Annotated in this window: 30 protein-coding genes and 2 riboswitches; of the genes, 20 read left to right on the top strand and 10 right to left on the bottom strand. The window is 59.2% G+C overall.

What is annotated here, in order from left to right:
• Nucleotides 1-21: 21 nt before the first annotated feature.
• Genes BM395_RS19515 through BM395_RS19490 form a run of 6 tightly spaced genes read left to right on the top strand, consistent with a single transcriptional unit; the run spans nt 22 to nt 4,898 of the window.
• A complete protein-coding gene (locus BM395_RS19515) occupies nt 22-789 on the top strand; it encodes a DUF3450 domain-containing protein (RefSeq protein ID WP_090515053.1) in 768 nt (255 codons plus the stop codon).
• Nucleotides 789-2,150, top strand: coding sequence for a MotA/TolQ/ExbB proton channel family protein (locus BM395_RS19510; protein WP_069901979.1), 1,362 nt, complete (start codon nt 789-791; stop codon nt 2,148-2,150). Before BM395_RS19515 ends, BM395_RS19510 begins: the two co-directional genes overlap by 1 nt.
• A 55-nt stretch (nt 2,151-2,205) precedes the next feature.
• Nucleotides 2,206-2,691, top strand: coding sequence for a MotA/TolQ/ExbB proton channel family protein (locus BM395_RS19505; protein ID WP_178115848.1), 486 nt, complete (start codon nt 2,206-2,208; stop codon nt 2,689-2,691).
• An 11-nt stretch (nt 2,692-2,702) separates the two neighbouring features.
• Complete coding sequence (locus BM395_RS19500) at nt 2,703-3,113, top strand: ExbD/TolR family protein (protein WP_069901981.1); 411 nt, start codon at nt 2,703-2,705, stop codon at nt 3,111-3,113.
• A complete protein-coding gene (locus tag BM395_RS19495) occupies nt 3,113-3,802 on the top strand; it encodes an energy transducer TonB (protein ID WP_090515051.1) in 690 nt (229 codons plus the stop codon). The genes BM395_RS19500 and BM395_RS19495 overlap by 1 nt, the downstream gene beginning before the upstream one ends.
• A 1-nt stretch (nt 3,803) precedes the next feature.
• On the top strand, nt 3,804-4,898 hold the full coding sequence (locus BM395_RS19490) for a tetratricopeptide repeat protein (RefSeq protein WP_090515049.1): 1,095 nt from the start codon (nt 3,804-3,806) through the stop codon (nt 4,896-4,898).
• Between the two features lie 634 nt (nt 4,899-5,532).
• Here the strand turns inward: BM395_RS19490 and BM395_RS19485 are convergent.
• The 4 genes from BM395_RS19485 to BM395_RS19470 are packed head-to-tail and all read right to left on the bottom strand — an operon-like array spanning nt 5,533 to nt 8,690.
• Nucleotides 5,533-6,063, bottom strand: a complete 531-nt coding sequence (locus BM395_RS19485) for a DUF3299 domain-containing protein (protein WP_090515047.1) — start codon at nt 6,061-6,063, stop codon at nt 5,533-5,535.
• Between the two features lie 18 nt (nt 6,064-6,081).
• Complete coding sequence (locus BM395_RS19480) at nt 6,082-7,347, bottom strand: ABC transporter permease (protein WP_090515045.1); 1,266 nt, start codon at nt 7,345-7,347, stop codon at nt 6,082-6,084.
• A gap of 2 nt (nt 7,348-7,349) precedes the next feature.
• Nucleotides 7,350-8,060: an ABC transporter ATP-binding protein gene (locus tag BM395_RS19475; protein WP_090515043.1), complete on the bottom strand. Its 711-nt coding sequence runs from the start codon at nt 8,058-8,060 to the stop codon at nt 7,350-7,352.
• Between the two features lie 45 nt (nt 8,061-8,105).
• Nucleotides 8,106-8,690, bottom strand: coding sequence for a DUF2796 domain-containing protein (locus tag BM395_RS19470; RefSeq protein ID WP_090515041.1), 585 nt, complete (start codon nt 8,688-8,690; stop codon nt 8,106-8,108).
• Nucleotides 8,691-8,812: 122 nt separating this feature from the next.
• Here BM395_RS19470 and BM395_RS19465 point away from each other — a divergent pair, with 122 nt between their 5' ends.
• Nucleotides 8,813-9,166, top strand: a complete 354-nt coding sequence (locus BM395_RS19465) for a hypothetical protein (protein WP_090515040.1) — start codon at nt 8,813-8,815, stop codon at nt 9,164-9,166.
• 38 nt (nt 9,167-9,204) lie between these two features.
• Here BM395_RS19465 and BM395_RS19460 read toward each other — a convergent pair whose 3' ends face one another.
• The 4 genes from BM395_RS19460 to BM395_RS19445 all read right to left on the bottom strand — a co-directional run bounded on the left by BM395_RS19460 (nt 9,205) and on the right by BM395_RS19445 (nt 11,778).
• The gene (locus tag BM395_RS19460; RefSeq protein ID WP_090515038.1) at nt 9,205-9,648 is read right to left on the bottom strand and encodes a DUF417 family protein; all 444 of its coding nucleotides are present in this window, start codon (nt 9,646-9,648) and stop codon (nt 9,205-9,207) included.
• A 102-nt stretch (nt 9,649-9,750) separates the two neighbouring features.
• A complete protein-coding gene (gene trxA, locus BM395_RS19455) occupies nt 9,751-10,623 on the bottom strand; it encodes a thioredoxin (protein ID WP_069901990.1) in 873 nt (290 codons plus the stop codon).
• Nucleotides 10,624-10,690: 67 nt separating this feature from the next.
• Entirely contained in the window at nt 10,691-11,356 is a 666-nt protein-coding gene (locus BM395_RS19450) for a class I SAM-dependent methyltransferase (RefSeq protein ID WP_090515037.1), read from the bottom strand.
• Nucleotides 11,353-11,778: a YbaY family lipoprotein gene (locus BM395_RS19445; RefSeq protein ID WP_090515035.1), complete on the bottom strand. Its 426-nt coding sequence runs from the start codon at nt 11,776-11,778 to the stop codon at nt 11,353-11,355. The genes BM395_RS19450 and BM395_RS19445 overlap by 4 nt, the downstream gene beginning before the upstream one ends.
• A 128-nt stretch (nt 11,779-11,906) precedes the next feature.
• On the opposite strand from BM395_RS19445, the gene nrdR reads away from it, so the two are divergent.
• The 13 genes from nrdR to BM395_RS19380 all read left to right on the top strand — a co-directional run bounded on the left by nrdR (nt 11,907) and on the right by BM395_RS19380 (nt 21,761).
• Nucleotides 11,907-12,371, top strand: a complete 465-nt coding sequence (nrdR, locus tag BM395_RS19440; protein WP_069901993.1) for a transcriptional regulator NrdR — start codon at nt 11,907-11,909, stop codon at nt 12,369-12,371.
• A gap of 2 nt (nt 12,372-12,373) precedes the next feature.
• Nucleotides 12,374-13,498 carry a bifunctional diaminohydroxyphosphoribosylaminopyrimidine deaminase/5-amino-6-(5-phosphoribosylamino)uracil reductase RibD gene (gene ribD, locus BM395_RS19435; RefSeq protein WP_069901994.1) on the top strand — a complete coding sequence of 375 codons (1,125 nt, stop codon included), beginning with the start codon at nt 12,374-12,376 and terminating at the stop codon, nt 13,496-13,498.
• Between the two features lie 93 nt (nt 13,499-13,591).
• Nucleotides 13,592-13,754, top strand: a riboswitch (FMN riboswitch).
• 182 nt (nt 13,755-13,936) lie between these two features.
• A complete protein-coding gene (locus BM395_RS19430; RefSeq protein WP_069901995.1) occupies nt 13,937-14,593 on the top strand; it encodes a riboflavin synthase in 657 nt (218 codons plus the stop codon).
• Nucleotides 14,594-14,623: 30 nt separating this feature from the next.
• Nucleotides 14,624-15,718, top strand: a complete 1,095-nt coding sequence (gene ribBA / locus BM395_RS19425; RefSeq protein ID WP_069901996.1) for a bifunctional 3,4-dihydroxy-2-butanone-4-phosphate synthase/GTP cyclohydrolase II — start codon at nt 14,624-14,626, stop codon at nt 15,716-15,718.
• 92 nt (nt 15,719-15,810) lie between these two features.
• On the top strand, nt 15,811-16,287 hold the full coding sequence (ribH, locus tag BM395_RS19420; RefSeq protein ID WP_090515033.1) for a 6,7-dimethyl-8-ribityllumazine synthase: 477 nt from the start codon (nt 15,811-15,813) through the stop codon (nt 16,285-16,287).
• Nucleotides 16,284-16,766, top strand: coding sequence for a transcription antitermination factor NusB (gene nusB / locus BM395_RS19415; protein ID WP_069901998.1), 483 nt, complete (start codon nt 16,284-16,286; stop codon nt 16,764-16,766). The genes ribH and nusB overlap by 4 nt, the downstream gene beginning before the upstream one ends.
• A gap of 140 nt (nt 16,767-16,906) precedes the next feature.
• Nucleotides 16,907-17,875 carry a thiamine-phosphate kinase gene (gene thiL / locus BM395_RS19410; protein WP_090515031.1) on the top strand — a complete coding sequence of 323 codons (969 nt, stop codon included), beginning with the start codon at nt 16,907-16,909 and terminating at the stop codon, nt 17,873-17,875.
• Complete coding sequence (locus BM395_RS19405) at nt 17,868-18,380, top strand: phosphatidylglycerophosphatase A family protein (RefSeq protein WP_069902000.1); 513 nt, start codon at nt 17,868-17,870, stop codon at nt 18,378-18,380. Before thiL ends, BM395_RS19405 begins: the two co-directional genes overlap by 8 nt.
• Before the next feature lies 1 nt (nt 18,381).
• Nucleotides 18,382-19,113 (top strand): substrate-binding periplasmic protein, encoded by a 732-nt coding sequence (locus tag BM395_RS19400; RefSeq protein WP_239655532.1) that lies wholly within the window; start codon nt 18,382-18,384, stop codon nt 19,111-19,113.
• A gap of 18 nt (nt 19,114-19,131) precedes the next feature.
• Complete coding sequence (locus BM395_RS19395; RefSeq protein WP_069902001.1) at nt 19,132-19,779, top strand: retropepsin-like aspartic protease family protein; 648 nt, start codon at nt 19,132-19,134, stop codon at nt 19,777-19,779.
• 148 nt (nt 19,780-19,927) lie between these two features.
• Nucleotides 19,928-20,548, top strand: coding sequence for a GTP cyclohydrolase II (gene ribA, locus BM395_RS19390; protein ID WP_090515028.1), 621 nt, complete (start codon nt 19,928-19,930; stop codon nt 20,546-20,548).
• Complete coding sequence (locus BM395_RS19385) at nt 20,545-20,961, top strand: MFS transporter (protein ID WP_069902003.1); 417 nt, start codon at nt 20,545-20,547, stop codon at nt 20,959-20,961. Before ribA ends, BM395_RS19385 begins: the two co-directional genes overlap by 4 nt.
• Complete coding sequence (locus BM395_RS19380) at nt 20,961-21,761, top strand: cobalamin-binding protein (protein WP_090515026.1); 801 nt, start codon at nt 20,961-20,963, stop codon at nt 21,759-21,761. Before BM395_RS19385 ends, BM395_RS19380 begins: the two co-directional genes overlap by 1 nt.
• Before the next feature lie 49 nt (nt 21,762-21,810).
• On the opposite strand, the gene BM395_RS19375 is transcribed toward BM395_RS19380, so the two are convergent.
• A complete protein-coding gene (locus BM395_RS19375; RefSeq protein ID WP_090515024.1) occupies nt 21,811-23,691 on the bottom strand; it encodes a TonB-dependent receptor domain-containing protein in 1,881 nt (626 codons plus the stop codon).
• Between the two features lie 91 nt (nt 23,692-23,782).
• Nucleotides 23,783-24,013: riboswitch (cobalamin riboswitch) on the bottom strand.
• Nucleotides 24,014-24,061: 48 nt separating this feature from the next.
• Entirely contained in the window at nt 24,062-25,963 is a 1,902-nt protein-coding gene (gene dxs, locus BM395_RS19370) for a 1-deoxy-D-xylulose-5-phosphate synthase (RefSeq protein WP_069902006.1), read from the bottom strand.
• Nucleotides 25,964-26,011 lie beyond the last annotated feature (48 nt).

Below are 26,011 nucleotides of genomic sequence, written 5' to 3'. Positions count from 1 at the left end.
CGTATCTGTCAAGGAAACTGCATGAACCCCCATCCTCTTCGTGCGCTCATTGCGGCCATGCTGCTATCTAGCGGCACGCTCGTTGCGGCACCGCTCGACAATGCACTCGATGAAAGCCAAGGGCTGGCTCAAGACGCCAAAGCCTCGCAAGCGCGCATCGAAAAGCTTGATGACAGCAGCCGTGAAATGCTCGGTGAGTACCGCGATGCCGTACAACAAGCCGAAGCCCTGAAAGGCTACAACCAACAACTGCGCGAACTGGTTGAAGCTCAGCGCAAAGAGCTTGAGGGTTATCAGGCCCAACTCGACGGGATCGAGCGCACGCAGGAAGCCGTGACGCCGTTGATGCGGCAAATGGTTGAGGTGCTGGGTGAGTTCATTGCGGCCGACGTACCGTTCTTGCCGCAAGAGCGTGCAGATCGCCTCGCTCAACTTGAGGAAATGATGCCGCGAGCCGACATCAGTCTGGCGGAAAAATACCGGCGCATTCTGGAGGCTTATCAAGTCGAGAGCGATTACGGTCGCACGCTTGAAGCCTGGCGTGGTGAGCTGCCTGTAGAGGGCGGCACGCGCAATGTCGAGTTCCTGCGCCTGGGGCGCGCAATGCTTTATTACCAAACACTCGACGGCCGTGAAAGTGGCTGGTGGAATCCGCAGGCACAAAGCTGGCAGGTGCTCGATAACGCTGCACGGCGTCCGTTGCACCAGGCGTTGGCGATTGCCCGTCAGGAAGAGGCGCCGGCGTTGCTTGAGTTACCTGTCAAAACCTTGGTTGGGGAGAGCCATTAATGCGTCCTGTCATTCAGCGAAATCTGCTCGGCGCGCTCTTGCTCAGCCTGCTGCCAATAATGGCCTCGGCCAACGAAGTACTCAGCCCTGAACAATTGCTGCAACGCATTCGCAGTGATCGTGCCAGTGAAGTAACGGCTATGCAGGCGCGCGAAAAGGCGTTTATCAGCGAAAGCGCTGAGCGTGCGCAAATGCTCAGTAAAGCCAAGGCGGCACTGAGCCAGCAGCAAGCCGAAGCGGCTCGCTTGAAAGCCGAATTCGACCTTCAGGAAACCCAGTTGGCAGAGCAGGAAAAACTGCTCAACCAACGCGTAGGTCACTTGGGCGAGCTGTTCGGCGTGGTCCGTCAGAGCGCTGGCGATGTGGCCGGGCAATGGCAAGACAGCCTGCTTAATGCGCAATTCCCCGAGCGTCTGGAGCGTCTGAATAATCTGGCGAAAAGCCGCACCTTGCCGGCCGCGCAAGATCTCGAAGCTTATTGGATGCTGCTGCTTGAAGACCTTACCGCGAGTGGTCAGGTTGCACGGGTGAAGTTGCCGGTTGTTGCTGCCGACGGCACGCGCAGCGAGAAGCAGGTGCTGCGCGTTGGGGCGTTTTCGGCGTTCGACGACAATGCATTCCTGCGTTTCGATGCCGACACCCAGAACCTCCTGACTCCGGCGCGTCAGCCTTCCGGGCAAGCGCTGGTGAGTGATTACCTGCAAAGCAAAGAGGCCTTGGGCGTACTGCCGATTGACCCGACTCGGGGCACCTTGCTGGCGCAGTTGCAGCGTCAACCGACGCCGTGGGATCGCTTGCAGCAAGGCGGTCTGGTGGGATGGGTGATTGTCGCGCTGGGCGTTGTTGGTTTGCTGCTTGCGCTGTGGCGCATGGCTGTTCTGGGGCGCGCCGGACGTGGCGTGAGTGCGCAGATGCGTGACCTGAGTGCACCGCGTGATGACAATCCGCTGGGCCGGGTGATTGGTGTGCTCGGCGCCAAGCCGCAGCTGTCGGATCTGGAAACGCTGGAGCTGAAACTCGACGAGGCGATCATGCTCGAAACCCCGCCGCTGGAGAAAGGCCAGGGCCTGCTCAAGCTGCTGAGTGCTGTTGCGCCGCTGCTGGGTTTGCTGGGTACGGTCACCGGGATGATCGTCACCTTCCAGGCGATTACTCAGGGCGGTGGCGGCGACTCGCGACTAATGGCCGATGGTATTTCGCAGGCGCTGGTCACCACCGTGCTGGGCTTGTTGGTGGCAATTCCGCTGCTGTTCCTGCACACCTTGCTGGCCAGCCGCAGCAAAAATCTGATCCAACTGCTTGAGCAACAAAGCGCCGGCCTGATTGCCCTGCATTTGTCCGGAGCACCGCGTCGTGAGTGAAGTCTACGGCCTGTGGCTGCGTCTGACCGACAGCGGTTACGCCTTGCTCGATTTCATGCAGGCGGGCGGCGTTGTGATGTGGGCGTTGGCGGGGTTGTGCGTGTTGTTCTGGACGCTTGCTTTCGAGCGCCTGTGGTTTATTCGCCGGGTTTTCCCGCAATGGGCCACTGAGCGCTTGCATGCGTGGCAAGCGATGCAGCAGGAAAGCGCAGAAAACTGGCAGCGCTCGGTACGCAGCGCCTGGCTTGCGCAAGCCCGCGAGCAACTGATGGGCCCGCTGCGCCTGAGCAAAACGCTGGTGGCCATGTACCCGTTGCTCGGCCTGCTGGGCACAGTGAGCGGCATGGTTGCGGTGTTCGATGTGCTGGCCATTAACGGCAGCGGTAATCCGCGCGGCATGGCGGCGGGCGTCTGGCAGGCAACACTGCCGACGATGGCCGGCATGGTGTTGGCGATTAGTGGATTGTTCAGCCTGGCGCGTCTTGAACGTGACGCCCGCCAGGCTATTGAGCGGCTGGCTGACCAGCTGCGTCACGACTGAGATAGATCATCATGAGAATGCGTCGTCACCATCAGCAAGACGAAGACACCGGCATCGACCTCACACCGATGCTCGATGTGGTTTTCATCATGCTGATTTTCTTCATCGTCACCAGCTCCTTTATCAAGGAGTCGGGTGTCGAAGTGCAGCGTCCACAAGCCGAAACGGCCAATCCGCAGGACAAGGGCAATATCCTGATCGCGGTGACTGCCGACGGGCAGGTGTGGATGGATAAAAAGGTGGTGGATGTACGCAGCGTGCGTGCGCACATTGAGCGCATGCGGGTCGACCAGCCGGAAGGTTCGGTGGTGGTGCAGGCTGACCAGGATGCACGTACCGGTCTGGTGGTGCAGGTGATGGATCAGGCGCGTCTGGCCGGTGTGCAAGACGTAGCGCTGGCGGCCAGTTCGGGAGCGCTTTGATGCGTTTACTCGGATCATTAGCCGCCGCGTGTCTGGTCGCGCTGGGTCTGTTCGGCTTGATGCTGTACATGGTTGCGCCGCCACACAGCCAGCCATCGGATGAGCCGGTATCGGTCGCCAACTTCGTGCGCATGGACACCGACACCAGCAGCCCCGAGTCGCGTACCCGCCAGCAAGCGCCGCAACCGCCGCAGCCACAAACACCTCAGCCGCCGACTCCGCCAACGCCGGTCGCGGCCACGCCAAGCGCAAGCTTGCCGGCGCTGGATATGCCGATGCCGAGCCTGAGTGCTGGCGTCAGCGTCAGTGTTGCACCCGCACCAAGTCTGACCGGCCTGAGCGCAGCAGCGGTAGCGCCAGCGGCTGCACCTGCCGTCCCAGCTGATTCCGGCGCTGCTGCGGGTGGGCCGGAAAGCGAAGTGATGCCGCTCAATGATGTGCGTCCGGAATATCCGCGTTATGCCTTGCAGCGCGGGATTCAGGGGCACGTCAAATTGGCCTTTACCATCACCCGCGCCGGCAAGGTCGAAAATGTGCGGGTGCTTGAGGCTGAGCCTGCCAACGTATTTGAACGTGTAGCGCGTCGCGCCGCCGTGCGCTGGCGTTTTGCGCCGCGCACGGAGAGCGGTCTGGCAGTGTCCCGTGAGGCGGTAAAAACCTTGTACTTTCGTTTAGAGGGGAAAGGCTGATATGTATCGTTTACTGTTTTTGACTGCTTTGGTTTGGGCGTCAGCGACACAGGCTGCGCAATCAGTTGATCCCTCTGTGTTGAAGGCGCTGAATACGGCGCAAGCGGCTCAGCAGCAGGGTAATTACTCCGCCGCCAAGCGCGCACTGGATGGCGCCAAAGCAGCGCCCGATACGCTTGAGCAAGCCTTGCTATGGCGCAGCCGGGGTTATCTGGCCTGGGCCGAGGGCAACAACGCGCAAGCCATCGAGTTGCTTGATAAAGCGCTCAAGAGCAAACATTTAGACGCTGAACAAAGTGCCACCGAGACCATCAATCTGGCACGGCTGAATCTGGTCGAAAAGCGCTACAAGCAAGTCATCAGCTTGCTGTCACCGCTTCAGGCCAAGGCCAATGAAGAGCAGCTGCAAATGCTGGTGCAGGCGTATCAGGGCGCCGGGCAACCAGCCAAGGCACTGCCTTTAGCCGAGCGCTACGTCAAAGCCAATCCGAAGGCTGCCGACAGCTGGCTGCAGTTTCTGGTTTCCATGAATGCACAGTTAAAGCGCTATCCAGCTGCCGAAAACTGGCAGCGTCAGTTGCTCAAACGTCACGTCAATGATGTGCAGCAATGGCGGCAGTTGGCAGCGCTTGAGCAAATTAGCGGCAAACCTGAGCGCGCCCTGGCGACCTTGCGTGCGGCTTACCGCAAAGGGCTGCGGTTCAAAGCCAGCGAGTTGGATAATCTGGTGCTGATGGCCAGTGCAGCGGACCAGCCATGGCAGGGCGCAACCTTGCTGCAAGGCATGCTTGAACAAGGTTATCTGCAGCGCAGCAGTGCTCGCGAAGAGCGTTTGGGCAGCCTCTGGTGGCAAGCGCGTGATCGCCAAAAGGCCGTGCAGGTATTCCAGCAACTGGCCAAAAACAGCGGCAGCGGCCAGCACTGGCTGAAGGTCGCGCAACTGCAAATGGAGCAGGCGCATTGGAAGGCCGGCCTCGCGGCACTGAAAAAGGCCGAAGCGGGCGGCGCCAATCGTAAAACCGTCAATGACTGGCGACGCTGGGCCGAAAGCGAACTGAGCTTCGCCGAAGACTCAAACCTGCTCAGCAACCGTTAAGCCGCGCGTGCGGGGTGGGTGGTTTATGCGTTGGTGCATAAATCGCCTGACGGATTGCGTCGCCAAGCTCCGCTATCCATCCTCCGGTTTGTGGTGTGAATCGTATTCCACCGGCACCTCGACGGAGGATGGTTAACCCGCAGGGTAAACCGTCATGACGATCTTCGGGGATGTACCCATTCCGGATTTTTGCGCGGTCGGCGCGCCGGTCGATTGCCGAGGATTGGTTTATGCGTCGATGCATAAATCGCCTGACGGATTGCGTCGCGGAGCTCCGCTATCCATCCTCCGGTTTGTGGTGTGAGTCGAATACCGCGGTGACCTTCTCGACGGAGGATGGTTAACCCGCAGGGTAAACCGTCATGGCAATCTGTGGGATGTACCCATTCCGGTTTTTGTTCGGTCGGCGCGCCGGTCAATTGCCGCGGGTGGGTTTATGCGTCGATGCATATATCGCCTGACGGATTGCGTCGCGAAGCTCCGCTATCCATCCTCCGGTTTGTGGGGTGAATGGTATTCCACTGGAATCCCGACGGAGGATGGTTAACCCGCAGGGTAAACCGTCACGGCGATCTGTGGGGTGTACCAGTCCCGGTTGTGTGAGGCATGAGCCGGTTGGTGACAGTTGTAGGGATTAGCTGTCCGGTAATTCGTAGGGGTAGATTTTGCTGGCTTGCAATTGGTAGCCGGCGTCGGCTATTTCGCTGCTGGCGCTTTCAACTTTGACTTTGCCTTCGATCCAGAACGGCTGATACAGCGACTCCATTTTCACGGGCTTCTGGCTGCGGACCATTACGATCTGGTTGGGCGGTGGTGGCGGTACGTGGATGCAGGCGCCGAAATAGGGCACGAGCAAAAAACTTGTAACGTCGCCGTTATCGTCGGTATCCAGCGGCACGATGTAGCCGGGCAGGCGGATGTTCTCACCGTCGAGCGCTTTGACCACGGGAGCATTGAGCGCCGGCTGACTGGCTGCCGGACCAGACTCGTCGAGCACATTGGCAAGTTGCGAGAGATCATGCATTGGCGCCATTTGCGCAGCTACCGGTGGCGCGTCTGGCGGGATCAGGTCGTCCCAGATCAATTCGCGAACCGGATTGGCGCTGGCGGCAGATGCCGCCAGCAAGCTGCTGGCCAGGAGTAGGGCGGTGATAAAGCGTGGCATCGGATGCGCTCGTAACGGTTAAAGGTGAATGGACAAGCCATCCGCCAGAGATTGACGGTATGCGCGCCACGCCGGGATACAGCCCATCAGCAACGCAGCACAGAGAATAGCGCCGAGCAGACTCCAGTCATAGTGCGACGGCAGGCTTAGCGGCAGGTACAAACCGTAATTGGCTTGCACATAGCCTTGCGCCAGCGCGATGCCGACGTAAAGCAAGCCAAGGCCGAGCGCCACACCGGCCAGCGCCAGGCTGAAAGCTTCAAGTATCAGCAACCCGGCGACGTGGATCGGGCGGGCGCCGACTGAGCGCAGAATGGCCATCTCGCGGCGGCGTTCATTAAGGCTGGTCAGGATGGCGGTGAGCATGCCGATCAAACCGGTCAGCACGACAAACAGCGACACCACAAATAGTGCCTTTTCTGCCGTACTCATCAGGCTCCAGAGTTCCTGCAGGGCCACGCCCGGCAAAATCGCCAGCAACGGCTCGCCACGGTATTCGTTGATTTCGCGTTGCAGGGCAAAGGTTGCGATTCTGCTTTTCAGGCCCAGCAACATGGCCGTAATCGCCTGCGGTTGCAGGTCCATGGCGCGGACTTGTTCTGCGCTGACGCCCTGACCCTTGCGCGCTGGCATGCCGTTTTTCCAGTCGACATGCAGTGCTTCCATGCCGCTCAGGGAAATATGCAGGGTGCGGTCTACTGGCGTGCCGGTGCGCTTGAGAATGCCGACGACGTGAAATGGTTTGTCGGCATGTTTAACCAGGCTGATGGTGGCAATGCCGTGCGCGAGGACCAGTTCGTCCTTGAGCTTGTAATGCAGCGCCTCGGCCACCTCGGCGCCCAGTACGACTTCGAACGGATCATCGGCGAATGCGCGGCCCTGAGCCAGTTCGAGTGCTTGCTTGCGCCCGTAGCGGTAGTGGCTGAAATAGTCGGTGGACGTACCCATTACGCGATAGCCGCGATGCGAGTCGCCCAGTGAAATTGGAATTGCCCACTTCACTTGCGGGTGCTTGGCGATGGTTTCGTAGCTGTCCCAGCGGATATTGTTGGTGGCGTTGCCGATGCGAAAAACCGAGTAGAGCAGCAGGTTGATCGAGCCTGAACGTGCGCCCACGATCAGGTCGGTACCGCTGATGGTATTGGCAAAGCTGGTGCGCGCCTCGGTACGCACGCGCTCGACCGCCAGTAACAGGCAAACAGACAGAGCAATGGTGAATACCGTGAGCAAGGCGGTGAAGCGGCGGTTGGCCAGACTGGCCAGCGCCAGACGAAATAGGTACACGCTTAATTCTCCATCTCACGCTTGACGCGATTGAGCGATGCCAGCGATTCAGTGCGGTCGAAATGTTTGGCCAGACTTTGGTCGTGGCTGACAAACAACAGGCTGGATTCGGCCGTGGCGCACTCGGCGAACAGCAACTCCAGAAAGCGCTCACGCGAGTCGGCATCCAGTGCCGAGGTCGGCTCGTCAGCAATCACCAGCGCCGGCTGGCCGATCAGGGCGCGAGCGGCGGCCACGCGTTGTTGTTGACCGATCGACAGGGTGTCGGCGCGGCGTTCCAGCAAGTCGCGATCCGCCAGGCCCAAATGGCCGAGCAGCTCAGTCGCGGCCTTGGCAACGCTGCCATGACGAAAACGTGCGCGGCTGCTGCGTAGTTTCGAGAAGTGGCAGGGCAATTCGACGTTTTCGCGCACCGACAAAAAAGGCAGCAGGTTGAACTGCTGGAAGATGTAGCCGGTGTGATCCACCCGAAAGCGATCCCGTGCGCTGGCGCTCATGGCGCCGAGATCCTGGTTGAGCAGCATGACGGTGCCACGGCTGGCTTTTTGTACGCCGCCAAGCAAACCCAGCAAGGTGGTTTTGCCGCTGCCGCTGGGGCCACTGAGAAACAGCCGCTCACCGCGTTGCAGGGTCAGGCTCGGAATGTCCAGCAGCTCATTCTGGCCGGGCCAGGCAAAGCCCAGGTCGGTCAAACTAATCAACGTCGAGGTCATGTTCATGTCGGTCGAGTTGCCCCGACCGATCTTCGCTTGGTGTGCTTAAAAGTTGGCAGTCGCGTTAGCCGGGTCCAATTGTGCACCTTTCTGGCCTGCCGGGCCGATCATCTGCAGTTGAATCTTGTGCATGCCCGGGAAACGCTTGAACAGCCCGCCAAGATCCAGCTGACCAAGGGCCTCGGGTTGTTTGCAGTCGAAGCTGTACTGCGCGTGAATATCGCTGTGTTCGTGTTCGTGTTCATGCTTATGGTCGCTGTCGTCGGCGCTGTGTTCATGCTCCGCGTGCTCTTCATGGCCGCCAAACATAGGCCCGTCAATGTCTTGCTCGATGACGCTGCAGTTACCGTTTTGCAAACCAAACAAGGTTACCGGGTCGGCCAGCGCGCGTGCCACTTCGGCAACAACGGCTTTATCCTCGGCAGAGTTTGCCGCGTGCTCAAAGCCCAAAAGGTTCATTGCCGGACTGTTGAGTTCAAGTTCCAGAGTGTGTTCGTCGAGCGCCGCGTTTAGCTGCGCCGAGCCATGCTCATGCGCGGGGAGGCTGTCGTGGTCAGTGTGATCATGCTCTTGAGCGGTAGCCAACAATGGCAGCAGAACGAAGGGAGCAGCAAGGAGTAAGCGGCGCATATCGAGTCCATGTGTCGTGTGATGATTGTTACGTTATAACGAAATATAACAGCAATTGCTATCAGCAGTTGTCGCTCACCCTCTCTGCGTGGGAGCATTCGAGCATTACGGTGGAGGTAGCGATGGTGCGCATACGCGGCAAGATCGGCGAATGGCCGGTGGATTTGACGGTCGAAATGGAGCCGCATGAGTGGGCTCAACTGGCGGGGCGGGCAGAGACCGCAGTGCAGGATGTTGCGCCCACGACTCCGGTTGCGGCATCAGCGCCGGCTACCGATGACTTGTGGAGCACAAGCCTGACGCTGCTGCGCAATGCCGGGCAAATCGATGGCCCGCAATTGCTGGGGCAATTGTCGGCACTGGCCGGCAGCGAGCAAGCTGGAAAGCGCCTGCTGGTGCGCATGCGCCACAGTCCGCTGGTGCGGGTTGAGAATGGCGAGGATGCGCCGGTTTATCACTGGCTGGGAGATGCGTGAGGCCGCATTGCGCCGCCTCACGCATATAAAATTCCAGGCTATTGCTGCTTGATGGCGTCCCACGACTCGCCGGCAACCCACAGGCAAACGCCCAACAGCACGGCATCCTTGATCAGGAACGAGCCCAGCAGCGAAGGGAAAAGCCCCTCGGTATGTAAAACACCGGGCGTGCTGAACAGGAACGTCAGGGTTGTCAGGAATAAACCGATAGCCAGCAGGGCGCCCAGCAGTGAGGCTTTTTTACTGAGCGGATACAGGGCCAGCAACGCGGCAATGATCAGCTCGCCGGTACCAATCATGGATGACACGCCTTGCACGCTGCCCACCGCGTAAAGCCATGACAGCAAAGGTGAATTCTGAATCAGGCCGCTGATGGCCTGGGCTTCATCGGGGTGGTACTTGAACGCACCAATCCAGGCGATGATGAAAACCGTGCCGTACAGCGCGAGGTAAAAACCGATTTTTGAAAGTTTGTTCGACATACGTCCCTGCAACCTTTAGAGAGCTATAAAAACGCCGCAGATCCGAGAGGGATTCTGCGGCGGTGTTGTCTCTACAGAGCCGGTGGGGCGATAAAAATTACATCAGTAAATCGCTTGATACAGTTTGCGCCGGTACAACGTCACCAACGGGTGATCATTGCCCAGCAGCTCGAACACCTGCAGCAAGGTCTTGTGGGCGATGCCGTCAGCGTAGCCACGGTTGCGCACAAACAGGCGCAACACCGCATCAAGCGCCGGCTCGTATTGTTGGCGGGCGAGTTGTTGGACGGCCAGTTGATACACCGCCTCGTCATCTTCGCTGTTTTGCGCAATACGGGTTTTCAGGGCAGCGATATCCGGCATTTCAGCCGCCTGACGCAGAAACGTCAGTTGCGCCCGCGCACCCGCCAGTGCTTGCTTGTGTTCATCGCCCTGCACGGCATTTAGGACGGTTTCGGCTTCTGCCAGCTCGCCGCGCTCAGCCATGCAGCGGGCATACAGAATCAGGCCCAGTGCGTTGCTGTTGTCCTCGGCGAGCAGTTGCTTCAACTGCGCTTCGGCTTCGCTGATATGGCCGTCGGCAAACAGCGCTTGCGCGCTTTTCAGCAGGTCGACTTGCGGCGCAGCGGGCTCGTTGACGTGAGGTTGGAGCATGGCGCGAATTTCAGATTCCGGCTTGGCGCCGCTGAAGCCATCTATCGGTTGGCCGTCCTTGAACAGCACCACGGTTGGCAGGCTACGGATACCAAAGCGGGCGACGATATCCTGCTCGGCATCGCAGTCGACCTTGGCCAGCAGCAGTTCGCCCTGATAACCCTCGGTAATTTGCGCCAGCGTTGGCATCAGTGCTTTGCAGGGCGCGCACCAATCCGCCCAGAAATCGACCAGAACCGGCTTGTGGAACGAGTTCTCGATGACCAGTTGATCAAACTGGGCAGCGCCGGAGATATCAAAAATATAAGGGGTGTCGCTCATGGTCGGCTCTCGCGGGTCAAAATAGAGGCGTTTATAGATTTATAAATGCGGGCGGGTGGCGCTTAAATCAAGGGTGAACTCTGCGCTCTGCATGATACAGGCTGACGTGGCGAAACTCGGCAGGTTCTGCCAGATCGGGCCAGGTACAGGCTTCCATCACGCCGAGGCGGGTGTACAGCGGATGTTCGAAGTTGCGCACCCGCGAGTCGGCAACCAGCGCCTGTTTGCCGCGGCTGAGGAATTCGTCGAGCAGCGGCAGGTTGGCCCGGTCGTAGAGCACATCGGCGACGATGATCAGGTCGAAGCGATCCGCTTCGCTGAAAAAGTCATCCGAATAGCCCAGCGTCACATTATTGAGGTCGGCATTGGCTTTGCAGGCTGCGATCGCCAGCGGATCAAGGTCGCAGGCCACCACTTCGAGTGCGCCAGCCTTGGCGGCGGCAATCGCCGCTACGCCCGAGCCCGCGCCGAAATCAAGCACGCGCTTGCCCGCCACCCAGTGCGGATTCTCGGCCAGCCAGCGGGCCAGCACCAGGCCGCTTGCCCAGCAGAAACACCAGTAGGTTGGCTCATTGAGGATACGCATGGTTTCCTCAGGGCTGAACGCGCGCTGCATATTCTCTGGGTTGATCAGCCATAACATCAGCTCAGTGCCCGGCAGTTGCGCGGCGACTAACTGTGCATCACCCAGCAGCTCGCTCAATGCCGCTTGCAAGTGGCCGGGTGGGCTCATGGCGCGGGGACCATGCGCAGATCGCCAACCGATTGGCTTTGGGGCGAGTCGATAACGCGCTTTGGCATGTGCAGGATCAGCTTGCCGGATTGATTGGCGCGGCCGCGTAACTCAACGCGAATACCCTTGGCGAAGGCTTGCGGATTGAACAGCACGCGAAACGGCAGTGGCTCGCCCGTGCCGCGCAGTTGAATGTTGCCCAGTGTGGTGAAAGGCAGGCCGTTCGAGCCGATGGTCAGCAGGGCAACTTCGGCGACGGCGCCCTCTGGAACGCCCAGCAGATTACCGCTGATTTCATTCTGGCCAGCAGGCGTCGGCTCGGCCAGCACCGCTTCGGGCTGAGCGGGCGGGGCGGTTGGCGCGCTGCTGCACGCGCTGAGGAGTCCGGTGATGGTGAGCAATAAGAGCAGTCGAATATTCATGAAATTCCCTATCTGTGAACCCAGCAGGTGTTTGAATCCAATCGCGCCTGTATACCGCAAAGCAGTCGGCTTGTCTTGCCCGGCGGATGCGCTAACATGGCGTTTTACGTTTTAGGCTGATGCTCGCTATGCACTGTCCATTCTGCGGCGCCAACGACACAAAGGTCATTGATTCACGTTTGGTTGCCGAAGGCGAGCAAGTTCGTCGTCGGCGTGAGTGCCTGGCCTGTGGTGAGCGTTTTACCACCTTCGAGACGGCCGAATTGGTCATGCCACGGCTGATCAAGCAGGACGGCAGCCGCCAGCCATTCGATGAAGAAAAACTGCGCGCCGGCATGCTGCGTGCACTGGAAAAACGTCCCGTCAGTATAGAACGTGTCGAGGCGGCAATTGCCCATATCAAGCATAAGCTGCGGGCCACTGGCGAGCGCGAGATCAAGTCGCTGGTGCTGGGCGAGTTGGTGATGACCGAGCTGCAAAAGCTCGATGAAGTCGCCTATATCCGTTTCGCCTCGGTCTATCGCCGCTTCCAGGATTTGAACGAATTTCGTGAAGAGATTGAACGGCTGTCTCGCGAACCCTCAAAGGATTGAACATGCACACTGATCAGGCCTTTATGGCTCGCGCATTGGAGCTGGCCCGTAAAGGCCTGTACTCGACTCACCCCAACCCTCGTGTTGGCTGCGTGATTGTGCGTGACAACAAGATTGTCGGCGAAGGCTGGCATGCGCGCGCCGGCGAACCCCATGCCGAGGTTTATGCATTGCGCCAGGCTGGCGAGTTGGCGCGCGGGGCTACGGCTTACGTCACGCTCGAACCGTGCAGTCATCATGGCCGCACGCCGCCGTGTGCTGATGCGCTGATTGAGGCGGGTGTCAGCCGTGTGGTTGCGGCCATGCAAGACCCTAACCCGGCAGTCTCCGGTAGCGGGCTGCTGCGCTTGATGAATGCAGGCATCAGTGTGCAGAGCGGCATGCTCGAAGCCGAAGCCCGGGCGCTGAATGAGGGGTTTATCAAACGCATGGAGCATGGCTTGCCGTTGGTGCGGGTCAAAATGGCGATGAGTCTGGATGGCCGGACGGCAATGGCCAGCGGCGAGAGCAAATGGATTACCGGCCCGCATGCACGTTCTGCGGTGCAACGCTTGCGGGCCCAGGCCAGCGTTGTTCTTACAGGCGCCGATACGGTGCTGGCCGATGATGCGCGGCTTACCGTTCGCCCTGATGAACTGGGCCTAAATGGCGAGTTGTCTGCACTGGCTGAGCGGCGTCCGCCCTTGCGCGTGCTGGTTGATGGACGTTTGCGCGTGCCGCTGACTGCAGCGTTTTTTCAGGCCGGGCCTGCGCTGGTGGCAACCTGTGCGGCGGCCTCGGCGCGCGACAATTATTTATCCGAAGGCCACGAGTTGTTGGCCGTTCCGGGCAGCAGCGGGCATGTCGATTTACGCAAGCTGTTGCTGGAACTGGCGTCTCGCGGCGCCAATGAAGTGTTGGTAGAAGCCGGTCCAAAACTCGCCGGCGCGTTTGCCCGACAGGGTTTGGTCGATGAGTACCAGATATTCATGGCACCCAAGTTCCTGGGCTCCGGTGCCCGGCCTTTACTGGACCTGCCGCTGGCGCGCATGGCCGAGGCGCAGGCGCTGGAAATTATCGACATGCGTGCTGTCGGTGACGACTGGCGCATCATCGCGCGCCCTCAAATCGCCCCTGCCGCCGAGTAAGTGCAGGCACTGCAACCGTTGAGTGGCCCACACTCGGCGGTGCGTGCGCGGCCCAAATATGGTAAAAAGCCTGCCACGGTTGCAGAAGTGACCGTACGTTCTCAGGGCGGGGTGTAATTCCCCACCGGCGGTAATGGCGCGCAAAGCGTCTAGCCCGCGAGCGCTTGCCGGTCTGTTGCAGACTGTGCGGCAAGGTCAGCAGAGCCGGTGAGATTCCGGAGCCGACGGTTAAAGTCCGGATAAAGAGAGAGCGGGATAATCTGCCAAGGCGCGTTGCGGCGTGCCTGAAAGATCCCTATCGATCAAACGTGCCCTGTTTTTTATAAACAGGAGTCTGTAAATGTCATATGTTTATTGCTCACGCCAGCTGCACAGTTCCCGCTGTCAGCCTAGTGCTGTGTGTGATCGAAGCGCTGCGCTTAAACGACGGGAGGCCGCATGTTCACCGGCATAATTGAGTCAGTTGGGCGCATTCGCGCGCTCACCCCAAAAGGCGGCGATGTGCGGGTTTATGTCGAAACCGGCAAGCTTGATCTGGGCGACGTCAAACTCGGCGACAGCATCGCGGTAAACGGTGTTTGCCTGACGGCAGTCGAATTGCCGGGTGATGGTTTCTGGGCCGACGTGAGCCGTGAAACCCTGGCGCGCACCGGTTTTGTCGACCTTAAGAGCGGCAGTGCGGTCAATCTCGAAAAAGCCCTGACCCCGACCAGCCGTCTTGGCGGTCATCTGGTCAGCGGCCACGTTGATGGTGTTGGCGAGGTTGTCTCGCGTGAAGACAATGCCCGCGCCGTGCAATTTCGTATTCGCGCGCCGAAAGAGTTGGCCAAATATATTGCCCACAAGGGTTCGATTACGGTCGATGGCACCAGCCTCACGGTGAATGCCGTGGATGGCGCCGAGTTCGAGCTGACCATTGTTCCGCACACGCTGGCGGAAACCATCATGGTCGACTATCGCCCGGGCCGTAAGGTCAATCTTGAAGTCGACTTGCTTGCCCGTTACCTCGAGCGTTTGCTGCTCGGTGACCGTGCAGCAGAGCCAACTGCTTCCGGAATTACTCAGGGTTTCCTGGCCGAAAACGGCTACCTGTAACCTGCCGCCCACTTTTTATAAGGAGGGCCCATGGCTCTCAATAGCATCGAAGAACTTGTTGAAGACATCCGCCAGGGCAAGATGGTCATCCTCATGGATGACGAAGACCGCGAGAACGAAGGCGATCTGATTATCGCCTCCGAGTGCGTGACCGCCGAGCACATCAACTTCATGGCGCGCTTTGCCCGTGGCCTGATCTGCATGCCGATGAGCCGCGAGCGCTGCGAACTGCTCAAGCTGCCATTGATGGCGCCGCGTAACGGTTCCGGTTTTGGCACCAAATTCACCGTTTCCATCGAAGCCGCAGAAGGCGTGACCACCGGTATCTCCGCCGCTGACCGCGCGCGCACTGTGCAAGCCGCAGCCGCAAGAAACGCCAAAGCTGAAGACATTGTCAGCCCCGGCCATATCTTCCCGTTGATGGCGCAGCCCGGTGGTGTTCTGGCGCGTGCCGGCCACACCGAAGCCGCCTGTGATCTGGCGCGGATGGGTGGTTTTGAGCCGAGCGGGGTTATCTGCGAAATCATGAACGATGACGGCACCATGTCGCGTCGTCCTGAGCTTGAAGAGTTCGCTGCGCAGCACGGCATCAAGATCGGCACCATCGCCGACCTGATTCACTACCGCATGATCCACGAGCGCACTGTCGAGCGTATCAGCGAACAGCAGATTGACAGTGAGTTAGGCCAGTTCAATCTGGTGACCTACCGTGATTCGGTCGAAGGCGATGTGCACATGGCGCTCACGCTCGGCAAAATCTGCGCTGACGAGCCGACGCTGGTGCGCGTGCACAACATGGACCCGTTGCGTGATCTGTTCATGGTCAAGCAGGAAGGTCGCTGGAGTTTGCGTGCGGCCATGGCTGAAGTGGCCAAGGCAGGCAGCGGCGTGGTGCTGTTGCTGGGCAATCCGCTGACCGGTCCGGACCTGTTGGCCCACCTTGAGCGCCAACTGGGCAACGAGCACAAAGCTCCGACAGCCGGTACTTACAGCACTGTAGGTGCCGGTTCGCAGATTCTGCGTGACCTCGGGGTGCGCAAAATGCGCCTGATGAGCTCACCAATGAAGTTCAATGCGATATCCGGGTTCGACCTGGAAGTTGTAGAATACCTGCCCTCTGAATAAATGCCGGCTGAAAACCATCTAGTATTAATCAGATATTTGACTATCCAAAGGCCGCCAATGGCGGCCTGGCTCTTTAATTGACGAGACTCGCTATGACACTGAAGACCATCGAAGGGACTTTCATCGCACCCAAGGGTAAATTTGCTCTGGTTGTTGGCCGCTTTAACAGCTTTGTGGTTGAAAGCCTGGTAAGTGGCGCCATTGATGCTCTGGTTCGCCACGGTGTGAGCGAAAGCGACATCACCATCATTCGCGCGCCAGGCGCCTTCGAAATTCCACTGGTTGCCCAGAAAGTTGCTCAGAGTGGCGATTTCGACGCAATCATCGCCCTTGGCGCGGTGATTCGTGGCGGTACTCCGCACTTTGAATACGTTGCAGGCGAGTGCACCAAAGGCCTGGCTCAGGTTTCCATGGAGTTCGGCGTACCGGTTGCCTTCGGCGTGCTGACTGTAGACTCTATCGAACAAGCGATCGAACGTTCCGGTACCAAGGCCGGTAACAAAGGTGCAGAAGCTGCGCTTTCTGCTCTTGAGATGGTAAGCCTGCTGGCGCAGTTGGAGGCCAAGTGAGCCAGAACGATAACAGCCAGAAGCCAAAGCCGAAGGGCCCTAGCCCAAAAACTTTGGCGCGTCGTGAAGCGCGTACCTTGGCCATGCAGGCTCTGTACTCCTGGCATATTGCCGGGCAACCGCTGCATGAGATCGAAGCACAGTTTCGCGTAGACAACGATTTCGCGACCGTCGACGGTTCGTACTTCCATGAGATTCTGCATGGCGTACCCCGTGAGAAAGCTGAAATCGATGCGCTGTTCGAGCCGCTGCTGGATCGCCCGCTGGATGAAATCGATCCGGTTGAGCTGTCGATTCTGCGTCTGTCGACGTATGAATTGCGCAACCGTGTAGATATTCCATACCGCGTCGTGATCAACGAAGGCATCGAGTTGGCCAAGGTGTTTGGCGCCACCGACGGACACAAGTTCGTCAACGGTGTGCTCGACAAGTTGGCCCCACGTGTTCGCGCAGATGAAGTGCGCGCGCACAAGCGTTAAATTCCTGGCCGGCATTTCGGTGCTGGCCCGGTTCACTGAAGTCAGGCGTGAAATGCAGATGATTACACAGCCCTCAAGCCTGATTACAGTTTTTCCCACCCTCGTTCGCCGCGCATTTTGCTGCTTGTGTGAGGGATGTCGTGGGTGAGTTTGAGCTGATTCATCACTACTTTGCTGCTGCCGCTTGTGCGCGTGGCGGCGAAGGTGTGGCACTGGGTATCGGCGATGATTGCGCCTTATTGCAGCTCCCTGCGGGCGAGCAATTGGCGGTATCCACCGATACGCTGGTGGTCGGTGTGCACTTTCCGCACGCTGCCGATCCTTATCTTCTGGGCCAGCGCGCATTGGCTGTCTCGGCCAGCGATCTTGCTGCAATGGGCGCGACGCCTATTGGTTTCACCCTTGCACTGACCCTCCCTGACGCCCAACCCGAATGGCTGCAAGCCTTTGCCCGTGGCCTCGACAAAATGGCTGCGCAGTGTGCGCTCAGCTTGATTGGCGGTGACACCACGCGCGGCCCGTTAAGCCTGACGCTTACCGTGTTTGGGCGTGTCCCGAGTGGTCAGGCATTGCTGCGCAGTGGCGCGCAGGCGGGGGATTTACTCTGCGTGGGTGGCAATCTCGGCAATGCCGCTGGCGCTCTGGCGCTGGTGCTTGAGCAACAACAGGCCGAACCTGCGGTAAGCCAGCCATTGCTGGAGCATTATTGGTCGCCGCAGCCACAACTGGCGTTAGGCCAGGCGCTGCGCGGCAAGGCGAGTGCCGCACTGGATATCTCCGATGGCTTGCTGGCCGATTGCGGACACATCGCCAAAGCGTCCGGTGTGTCGCTGCTTATCGAGCAACAGCGGCTGCCGTTGTCCACTGCGTTGTTGCAACTGTCGGGTGAGGTTGGCGCGTTGCGCTGCGCCCTGAGCGGTGGCGATGACTATGTTCTGGCGTTCACTATGGCCGAGCAGCATCTTCCGGCGTTGCGTGAGGCTGGCCATTCGGTGCATGTGATCGGCCGTGTTGTAAGTGGCCAGGGCGTACAATTACTCGATAAACATGGCGCACAAGTGGCGCTGCCCGCTCAGGGTTATCAACATTTTGGGAGTACTGGTGACTGAACCGCTAGCAGTGCCGCCTTCGGTATGGCGTAATCCATGGCATTTTCTTGCCTTCGGCTTTGGCTCGGGCACGCTGCCCAAGGCGCCTGGAACTTGGGGTTCGCTGGTCGCGCTGCCTTTCATTCCGCTGTGGCAAATGCTGCCCGACTGGGGCTACTGGCTGATGCTGGGTGTGACCATGCTGTTCGGCTTCTGGCTGTGCGGCAAAGTGGCAACCGACCTGCGCGTGCATGACCACGAAGGCATCGTCTGGGATGAAATGGTCGGCATGTGGATCACCCTCTGGCTGGTACCGGAAGGTTGGGGCTGGCTGCTGGTGGGCTTTTTGATGTTCCGCTTCTTCGACATTCTCAAACCCTGGCCGATTCGCTGGATCGACCGCCATGTGCATGGCGGCGTCGGTATCATGCTCGACGACGTTCTGGCCGGTGTATTTGCCTGGCTGGCAATGCAGTTGGTGGTGTGGGGTTGGGCAAACGGCTTGGCTGCGGCACTGGGGTTCTAGAATGATGTTTGTCAGGTTGCTGGTGTGTGTGCTGGCATTCTCCGTCGCTTGCGTGGCGCAGGCCCAAGAACCGATAAAGGGTGATGTGCGGTTGGTGAGCGAGGAGTGGCTCGACTACACCAATGCCGATGGCAGCGGGTTGGCCTGGGACATCATGCGTGAAGTGTTCAAGCCGCTCGCAGGCGAAGTCAAATTCAGTATTGTGCCCTACACCCGTTCGGTCGGGCTGGTGCAGCGCGGTGAAGCCGACGCCTGGATGGGCGCTTACCGCAATGAGGTCGTACAAGGTGTGATCTACCCGAAAAACCACTACGACCAAGACCAGATTTGCGCCTTGACGCTGGCGGGCAGAGTCGCGCCAACCCTGGAGACCTTGGGCAATTTCCGTCTGGTCTGGATGCGCGACTACAAATACGACCGTTATCTGCCAAATGTGCAGCACTACCGGGAAATTCTGAAGCGTGGCGGTATTCTGGGGATGCTCGACTATAACCACGCCGATGCATTTCTTGATGCTCAGCCTGAAATTGAGCAAGTGCTGTCAGACACCGATCATCCAGAAAAGTACACGATGACTTGTCTGCAAAAACTGCCCAACTATCCGGGCTTCACCGACAGCCCGCGGGGCAGGGCGTTGGCTGAGTTTTACGACCAGCGTATTGATGAATTGCGAAAAAATGGCACCTTGCAATCCATATTCAAACGCTGGGACTGGCCTTATCCATTTGATTAATCCCACAGCGAGGCGGGTATGCAGCGTGTGAAACTGATTGGCGCAGCATTCCTTCTGATCAGCTCTTGCTGGGCCAATGCGGCCACGCAGGTGCAAGTGGTCGGATTGTTTCCTGGTGCGGCAGTCATCAACGTCAATGGCCAGCGCAAAATGGTCAAGGTCGGCCAGACCGGTCCCGGCGGCGTTGTGGTTCTCAAGGCCGACAGCAAAGGTGCAGTGTTGCGCGTGGATGGCGTCGAGCGTGCCTACAGCCTCAGCCGCGAATACAGCAATGGTTTTGTCGCGCCCGAGAAGCAGCAGTTAAGCGTGGCCAAAGGCCTCGGTGGGCATTACTGGATCTCCGGTTCGGTTAACGGCCAGTCGATGCCTTTTCTGGTTGATACCGGCGCCACTTCAATCGCCCTCAATGATGCGCAGGCCCGGCGGCTGGGAATCGACTATCGCGTTGAAGGGCGGCCGCTGCAGATCAGCACCGCGAGTGGCAACGTGCGCGGTTGGAAGGTGACGCTCAACAGCGTCAAGGTCGGCACCATCGAAGTGCTGGGTGTCGAGGCGGTGGTGCTGGAAGGTTCTTCGCCTGCCGAAGCGCTGCTGGGCATGAGCTTTCTCAGTCGCGTGGGGTGGCGGGTCGAGCAGGATGTGCTGGTGCTTGAGGCCAAACATTAAGGCCTGTGCACCCCAATACGCCGGTCAGATACGGCTGGCTTGATGGTTATGATCAAAAATTCAGACTGACCCGCCAGCATGGCCTGCTGTTACAATGGCAGGCTGAGTTAACCCTTTTCTTTCTCCTTTATATGATCAGGAGTATCCGGTGCCCGTCGTTTTCGTCGCCGCCTCCAAGTTACCCACGCCGTTTGGCGAGTTCACCATGCATGGCTTCCTTGAAAAAGCCACCGGCAAGGAACACGTCGCGCTGACCTTTGGTGATGTTGCCGATGGTGAGCCAGTGCTGGGTCGCCTGCATTCCGAATGCCTGACTGGGGACGCACTGTTCAGCCTGCGCTGCGATTGTGGTTTTCAGTTAGAAGCTGCGCTAAGCGCCATTGCCAAAGAAGGCCGTGGCGTTTTGCTGTACTTGCGTCAGGAAGGCCGTGGTATTGGCCTGCTCAATAAAATCCGTGCTTATGAGCTGCAAGATGGCGGTGCCGACACCGTCGAAGCCAATGAGCGTTTGGGTTTTGGCGCCGATCAGCGTGACTACGAAATCTGCCGGCCAATGCTCAAGCATCTGGGCATCGAGTCGCTCAAGCTGATGACCAACAACCCGCGCAAGGTCAAAGCCATGACCGACATGGGCGTGGTAGTGGCGCAGCGCGTACCGCTGCAAATCACCCACAACCCGCACAACAAGAAATACCTGGCGACCAAAGCCGGCAAGCTTGGGCACATGCTCGGCAGCCTGCATCAGGCTGAGATTGAGGAAAAACTGTGACCCGCGAGCAAATCAAGCGCGGTCTCGGTTTCATCTGGTGGTGGCAGCTCGGCTTGACGCTGGCACCGCTGATTATCATCGACTGGATGCTGGCCGGCTCACGTGAGGCAAGCGCTCTGGCAATGCCATTGTTCATTGCCGGGCTGCTGTCGATGTTTGTCAGCTTGCCGTTGTTTCGGCGCTTCAAGCATCAACTGATTGCCACCCAGAAAGCCCTCGATACCGACGCCGAACCGCAAGCCTGGCTGGCTCTGGCCAAGTCGCGGCGCTTGGCGTTTCTCGCTGCCGGTTTGCCGGCCTGGATTGCTGCCGTTGCGGTATTCGCCGGGCTTGAAGCCATCCCGCAGATTCTTCTGGCGCTCGCCAGCGTGGTGCTGTTGTACCTCTATCGCATTCCGCGTCAGCTCGGCTAATGCAGCGCTGCGTCTGGCTATTGCTGACGCTGTTGCTGAGCGCGCCGGCCTTTGCCGCCGAGCGCATTGTGAGCCTGGCGCCTTCGCTCAGTGAAATTGTTATCGAACTCGGCGCCGCCAAGCAGTTGGTCGGTGTGCTCGATGGCGGTGAGCGCCCGGCGGCGTTGGCAGGGCTGCCATCGGTTGGTCGTTACGGCCAGCTCGAACTGGAAACCCTGCTCCAGCTCAAGCCTGATTTGATTCTGCTTTGGCCCGACAGCATCAGTGCCGGGCAGCGCAAACAACTGGAAAACTTCGGTATCGAGCTGCTGGTGGCTGAGCCGCATAAGCTGGCCACGCTGGCCGACCAGTTTGCCGAGATAGGCACGCGTATCGGTCGCCCCGAACAAGGGCGGCAACTGCGCCAACGGTTCAACGATGGCATGCAGGCTCTACAGCAGCAATATCGGCGCGAGCAACCGTTGCGGGTGTTTTATCAGGTCTGGGACAAACCGCTGTATACGCTCGGCGGCCAGCAGATTATCAGCGATGCCTTACGTGTTTGCGGCGCGGTGAATGTGTTTGCAGATCTGCCGCAACCGGCGCCGCAGGTCAGCATCGAGTCGGTTATTGCGCGCAATCCTGAGGTGATTCTGGCTGGCAGCGGCGCAGAATTGGAGGGCTGGAAAGACTGGCCGAGCCTGACTGCGGTGGCGCAGCAACAACTTTGGCAGGTGCCGGATAAAGGTCTGGAACGTCCGAGTTTTCAGATGCTCGGCGCAACCGGGAAACTCTGCAAGGTGCTGGCGCAAGCCCGCTGAAAAACAACCTGCGTGAGGGCGGAATGCGCCCCACGCAGGTTTACAACCCTTAGATTTCCGGCGTCCAGGTCACAGCAAACAAGGCCGTGCGGCCTTCGGTGTTGTAGCCGTAACGACCGTTGGGCGTGCTGTAAGTGGCGTCGCTGTAGTCTTTGTCGAACAGGTTGTTGAGCTTGAGATCGAAACTCACCTCCTGACTGGCTTGCCAGCTTCCGCGTAAATCCACCAGCCCGTAGCCGCCCAACTCGATGGTGTTGGCTGCATCATCGAAACGCCCGCTCACGGCGCGCAGATTTGTTCCGACGCTGAAATCACCAAACTGGCGATCAAGGTCCAGGCTCAGAGTGCGTTTAGCGCGTCGCGGCAAGGTGTGCCCGGTTTCACGGTCACGCGGGTCAATCAATGACAATGCCAGATTGCTCTGCCAGCCAAACCACTCTTGCTTGAGTGACGTCTCGAATCCGTTGATGCGCGCGCGTTGGGTGTTCTGCGGAATAAAGTTCTGATCCAGCACAATCGCGTCTTTCAGGTCGGTACGGTACAGCGACATTTGCAGTTCGCTGCTGGTGCCGAAACGGCTGCGCCATTGCACTTCGTAGCTCTTCGAGGTTTCCGGCTTGAGATCCGGGTTGGCGCTGGCGAAACAGAAACCGCCGGAGCAGAAGTCCGGGTAATACAGGTCGTTGAAGGTGGGCGCGCGGAAGCCTTCGCTGTAGCTCAGAATTACCTCGTTGCGCTCATTCATCGGCACCGTCAGCGCGGCGTTCCAGGTGTTCTCGCTGCCGAACTGCTGGTTGTCGTCGTGGCGCAGGCCAAGCTCGGTCGAGAACTTTTCGGCGGTGTAACGATGCTGGATAAAGGCGGCGCGGTTCCAGCGTGAGTCCTCGACAAAATCGACACTGTCGTCGGTATGCAGGCGGTCTTCGTACCAGTCCAGGCCTACCAACACCTGCTGATTGCTGGTCAGTTGCAGGGTGTTGACCCAGTTTGCCGAGTCCCGGTAGGTGAAGAACTGGCTGTCACCGAAGTTTGTCAGGTCGTTGCTGGTGTCGCGCTTGTCCTCGCTGTGGCCGACTTCGAGGCGGTTACTCCAGACGTCATTAACCGTGGCATCGAGGTAGCCCGAAATGCTGCTGACCTGAAAATCCACGGTCGGCAACGAGGTGCCGAATACATCATCGAACTCGGACTGGCCGCGCTGATCAAGCACGCTGAAACCGGCTTTGATCTGATCGTTGAACTGGTGCGACAGGTTCAGGCTCAGTGAGCGATTGCGGTAAGCGTCTTCATCACCGTTGGCCCCGTAAGCATCTCGGGTTGCATCAATGCCCTGGGTTTCGTCCAGTGCCGCGCCAAGGTTGAATTGAGTCTGGCCATCGCCACCGGACAGCCCGAGGGTGCGCTCGTAAGTACTGTCGCTGCCGATGCCAAAGCGCATGGTTGGCTTAAGGCCCTGACCGTCGCCTTTGCGGGTGAAAATCTGAATGACGCCGCCGATTGCGTCGCTGCCATACAACGCCGAGCGGGCGCCACGTACCACTTCAATGCGCTCGATCTGGTCCGGACTTAAAAACTCCAGGCTGCTGGTGCCGCTGGAGGCTGATGCGATGCGCTGGCCATCCACCAGAATCAGGGTTTGCGCGGTCGAGGTGCCGCGCAGGAACAGCCCGGTCTGGCTGCCGGCTCCACCTGTGTGGCTGAAGTTGACGCCGGGCACGCGCTCCAGCAACTCGGCGACGCTGCGCACTTGCAGGCGCTCGATGTCCTTGCGCTCGAATACGCTGGTTGCCGCCGTGGCTTTGGCCACAGGTTCAGCCTGGCGGCCCGAAGTGACAACCAGCGGCGAGGCTTGATAGACATCTGTTGAGTCGGCGGCATTGGCCAGGCAAGGCGCCAGTGCGATAGCCAGAGTAAGGCGGGAAAGTTTCATGTAAATCCTCAAAAGTAGAATGCTTTTGAGGAGGGCAGGGGCAAGTGCACACGCAAGCACGCACTTGACGGTGATGCCCTCCGCAACACCAGTCAGAAATTGTCCCGAGGCAGGTCTCCGGGCTGCCGACATGAGTTTTTCACCTTCCCGGGCAATGCCCAGTGGTCTCTCGAAAAACGCTGTGCAACGCGGCGCTATGAAGCGTTCGCATCGCACTGTCGGTTACCGTTGCGGGGGCAGCACAGGCATTGTCAAAGACGCACCTGATTCCCTTTTCACGCTGAGCCTTGCGGCGTGCAGCGACCTCGGCCAATCAATAAAAAACCACTGCCGGGTTTATTCAGCAGTGGTGAAATTCAAGCAGTAATCTTCAGTCTTGCGGATTGAGCAGGTTCAGGCGCTGAGTGATCGACGCCTCGATTCCTGCGCTGTCCAGCCCGCACTCGGCGAGCATTTGTGCAGGCTTGGCGTGCTCGACGTAATAGTCGGGCAAGCCCAGATGCAGTATGGGTGTGCGCAGATTGGCGTCGGCGAGGAACTCGCTGACCGCGCTGCCGGCACCGCCCATAATGGTGTTTTCTTCGATGCTTACCAGTAGCTCATGCTGGCTGGCCATTTCGCGCACCAATGCTTCGTCCAGTGGCTTCACGAAGCGCATGTCGACGACTGTTGCATCGAGTTTTTCAGCCGCTTGCAGGGCGTCGGCCAGTTGCACGCCGAACACCAGCATCGCTACTTTCCGGCCTTTGCGGCGGACGATGCCCTTGCCGATTTCGAGCGGCTCAAGGCCGGCTTCAATCGTTGCATTCGGGCCGGTGCCACGTGGGTAGCGCACAGTAGCCGGACCGTTGAAACGGTAGCCGGTGGTGAGCATGCGGCGCATCTCGTTCTCATCGCTCGGGGTCATGATCAACATGCCGGGAATGCAGCGCAGGAACGAGATATCAAAGCTGCCCGCGTGAGTCGGGCCGTCTTCACCGACCAATCCGGCACGGTCGATGGCGAACAGCACGTCGAGGTGCTGTACCGCGACATCGTGAATCAGTTGGTCGTAGGCGCGCTGCAGGAAGGTCGAGTAAATCGCCACAACCGGCTTGGCACCTTCGCAGGCAAGGCCGGCAGCCAGCGTTACCGCGTGCTGTTCGGCAATTGCCACGTCCATGTAACGCTCGGGGAAGCGCTCGCTAAACGCGATCAGGTCGGAGCCTTCTTTCATTGCCGGGGTAATTCCCACCAGCAACGGATCGGCCTCGGCCATGTCACACAACCACTGGCCAAATACACTGGAGTATTTGGGACCGGATGGCTTCTTTGGCACCACGGGCGCGTTGATCGGGTCGAGCTTGGTAATCGCGTGGTAGCCAATCGGGTCGGCTTCGGCAGGCGAGAAACCTTTGCCCTTTTTAGTGATGACGTGGAGAAACTGCGGGCCTTCCAGATCGCGCATGTTGCGCAGGGTTGCCAGCAGTGTCGGCAAATCGTGGCCATCAATCGGGCCGATATAGTTCCAGCCCAGCTCTTCAAACAACGTACCGGGAACCAGCATGCCTTTGGCGTGCTCTTCGGTTTTGCGAGCAATTTCCCAAGCGCCGGGCAGACGTGACAGCACTTTCTTGCTGCCTTCACGCATGCTCGCGTAAGTGCGGCTGGAAAGCAGTTTGGCCAGATAGTTGGACAGGCCGCCGACATTGCGCGAGATCGACATGTCGTTATCGTTGAGGATAACCAGCATGTCGGTCTTCAGATCGGACGCGTGGTTGAGCGCTTCGAACGCCATGCCCGCGGTCAATGCGCCGTCGCCGATGACCGCAACACTCTTGCGCTTGCTGCCTTGCAGTTTGGCACCGAGCGCCATGCCCATTGCCGCGCTGATCGAGGTGCTGGAATGGCCGACGCCGAAGGTGTCGTACGGGCTTTCACTGCGACGTGGAAAGGCGGCAACTCCGTCTTTCTGGCGCAAGGTCGACATCTGCTCACGACGCCCGGTGAGAATTTTATGCGGATACGCCTGATGGCCCACGTCCCAGACCAGCCGGTCATCGGGGGTGTCGAAAACGTAATGCAGAGCGACAGTCAGTTCGATCACGCCGAGGCCGGCACCAAAGTGTCCGCCAGTCTGGCCGACGGTGTACAGCAGGTACTGGCGCAGTTCGTCCGCCAGCGTTTCCAGCTCAGCTTCACCTAAGCGGCGCAGTTGATCTGGCGTGCTCGCACGGTCTAGTAACGGCGTCAGCGGACGCTCGCGGGGAATCTCATGAAAAGTCGTCGGCATCAGGCGAATCAGTTCAAATGCATAAAGATGCACCAGTTTACCCGAAAC

The sequence above is a fragment of the Pseudomonas marincola genome, from assembly GCF_900116605.1.
GTDB classification, from domain to species: Bacteria; Pseudomonadota; Gammaproteobacteria; order Pseudomonadales; family Pseudomonadaceae; genus Aquipseudomonas; species Aquipseudomonas marincola.
Note: the sequence above shows the minus strand (reverse complement) of the source record. Positions and strands in the feature narration are given on the sequence as shown.

Excerpts from the sequence above, each read along its gene's own strand:
- BM395_RS19515 (WP_090515053.1), top strand. The coding sequence starts at position 22 with ATGAACCCCCATCCTCTTCGTGCGCTCATTGCGGCCATGCTGCTATCT.
- BM395_RS19510 (WP_069901979.1), top strand. The coding sequence starts at position 789 with ATGCGTCCTGTCATTCAGCGAAATCTGCTCGGCGCGCTCTTGCTCAGC.
- BM395_RS19505 (WP_178115848.1), top strand. The coding sequence starts at position 2,206 with ATGCAGGCGGGCGGCGTTGTGATGTGGGCGTTGGCGGGGTTGTGCGTG.
- BM395_RS19500 (WP_069901981.1), top strand. The coding sequence starts at position 2,703 with ATGAGAATGCGTCGTCACCATCAGCAAGACGAAGACACCGGCATCGAC.
- BM395_RS19495 (WP_090515051.1), top strand. The coding sequence starts at position 3,113 with ATGCGTTTACTCGGATCATTAGCCGCCGCGTGTCTGGTCGCGCTGGGT.
- BM395_RS19490 (WP_090515049.1), top strand. The coding sequence starts at position 3,804 with ATGTATCGTTTACTGTTTTTGACTGCTTTGGTTTGGGCGTCAGCGACA.
- BM395_RS19485 (WP_090515047.1), bottom strand. The coding sequence starts at position 6,063 with ATGCCACGCTTTATCACCGCCCTACTCCTGGCCAGCAGCTTGCTGGCG.
- BM395_RS19475 (WP_090515043.1), bottom strand. The coding sequence starts at position 8,060 with ATGACCTCGACGTTGATTAGTTTGACCGACCTGGGCTTTGCCTGGCCC.
- BM395_RS19470 (WP_090515041.1), bottom strand. The coding sequence starts at position 8,690 with ATGCGCCGCTTACTCCTTGCTGCTCCCTTCGTTCTGCTGCCATTGTTG.
- BM395_RS19465 (WP_090515040.1), top strand. The coding sequence starts at position 8,813 with ATGGTGCGCATACGCGGCAAGATCGGCGAATGGCCGGTGGATTTGACG.
- BM395_RS19460 (WP_090515038.1), bottom strand. The coding sequence starts at position 9,648 with ATGTCGAACAAACTTTCAAAAATCGGTTTTTACCTCGCGCTGTACGGC.
- trxA (WP_069901990.1), bottom strand. The coding sequence starts at position 10,623 with ATGAGCGACACCCCTTATATTTTTGATATCTCCGGCGCTGCCCAGTTT.
- BM395_RS19450 (WP_090515037.1), bottom strand. The coding sequence starts at position 11,356 with ATGAGCCCACCCGGCCACTTGCAAGCGGCATTGAGCGAGCTGCTGGGT.
- BM395_RS19445 (WP_090515035.1), bottom strand. The coding sequence starts at position 11,778 with ATGAATATTCGACTGCTCTTATTGCTCACCATCACCGGACTCCTCAGC.
- nrdR (WP_069901993.1), top strand. The coding sequence starts at position 11,907 with ATGCACTGTCCATTCTGCGGCGCCAACGACACAAAGGTCATTGATTCA.
- ribD (WP_069901994.1), top strand. The coding sequence starts at position 12,374 with ATGCACACTGATCAGGCCTTTATGGCTCGCGCATTGGAGCTGGCCCGT.
- BM395_RS19430 (WP_069901995.1), top strand. The coding sequence starts at position 13,937 with ATGTTCACCGGCATAATTGAGTCAGTTGGGCGCATTCGCGCGCTCACC.
- ribBA (WP_069901996.1), top strand. The coding sequence starts at position 14,624 with ATGGCTCTCAATAGCATCGAAGAACTTGTTGAAGACATCCGCCAGGGC.
- ribH (WP_090515033.1), top strand. The coding sequence starts at position 15,811 with ATGACACTGAAGACCATCGAAGGGACTTTCATCGCACCCAAGGGTAAA.
- BM395_RS19400 (WP_239655532.1), top strand. The coding sequence starts at position 18,382 with ATGATGTTTGTCAGGTTGCTGGTGTGTGTGCTGGCATTCTCCGTCGCT.
- BM395_RS19395 (WP_069902001.1), top strand. The coding sequence starts at position 19,132 with ATGCAGCGTGTGAAACTGATTGGCGCAGCATTCCTTCTGATCAGCTCT.
- BM395_RS19380 (WP_090515026.1), top strand. The coding sequence starts at position 20,961 with ATGCAGCGCTGCGTCTGGCTATTGCTGACGCTGTTGCTGAGCGCGCCG.
- BM395_RS19375 (WP_090515024.1), bottom strand. The coding sequence starts at position 23,691 with ATGAAACTTTCCCGCCTTACTCTGGCTATCGCACTGGCGCCTTGCCTG.
- dxs (WP_069902006.1), bottom strand. The coding sequence starts at position 25,963 with ATGCCGACGACTTTTCATGAGATTCCCCGCGAGCGTCCGCTGACGCCG.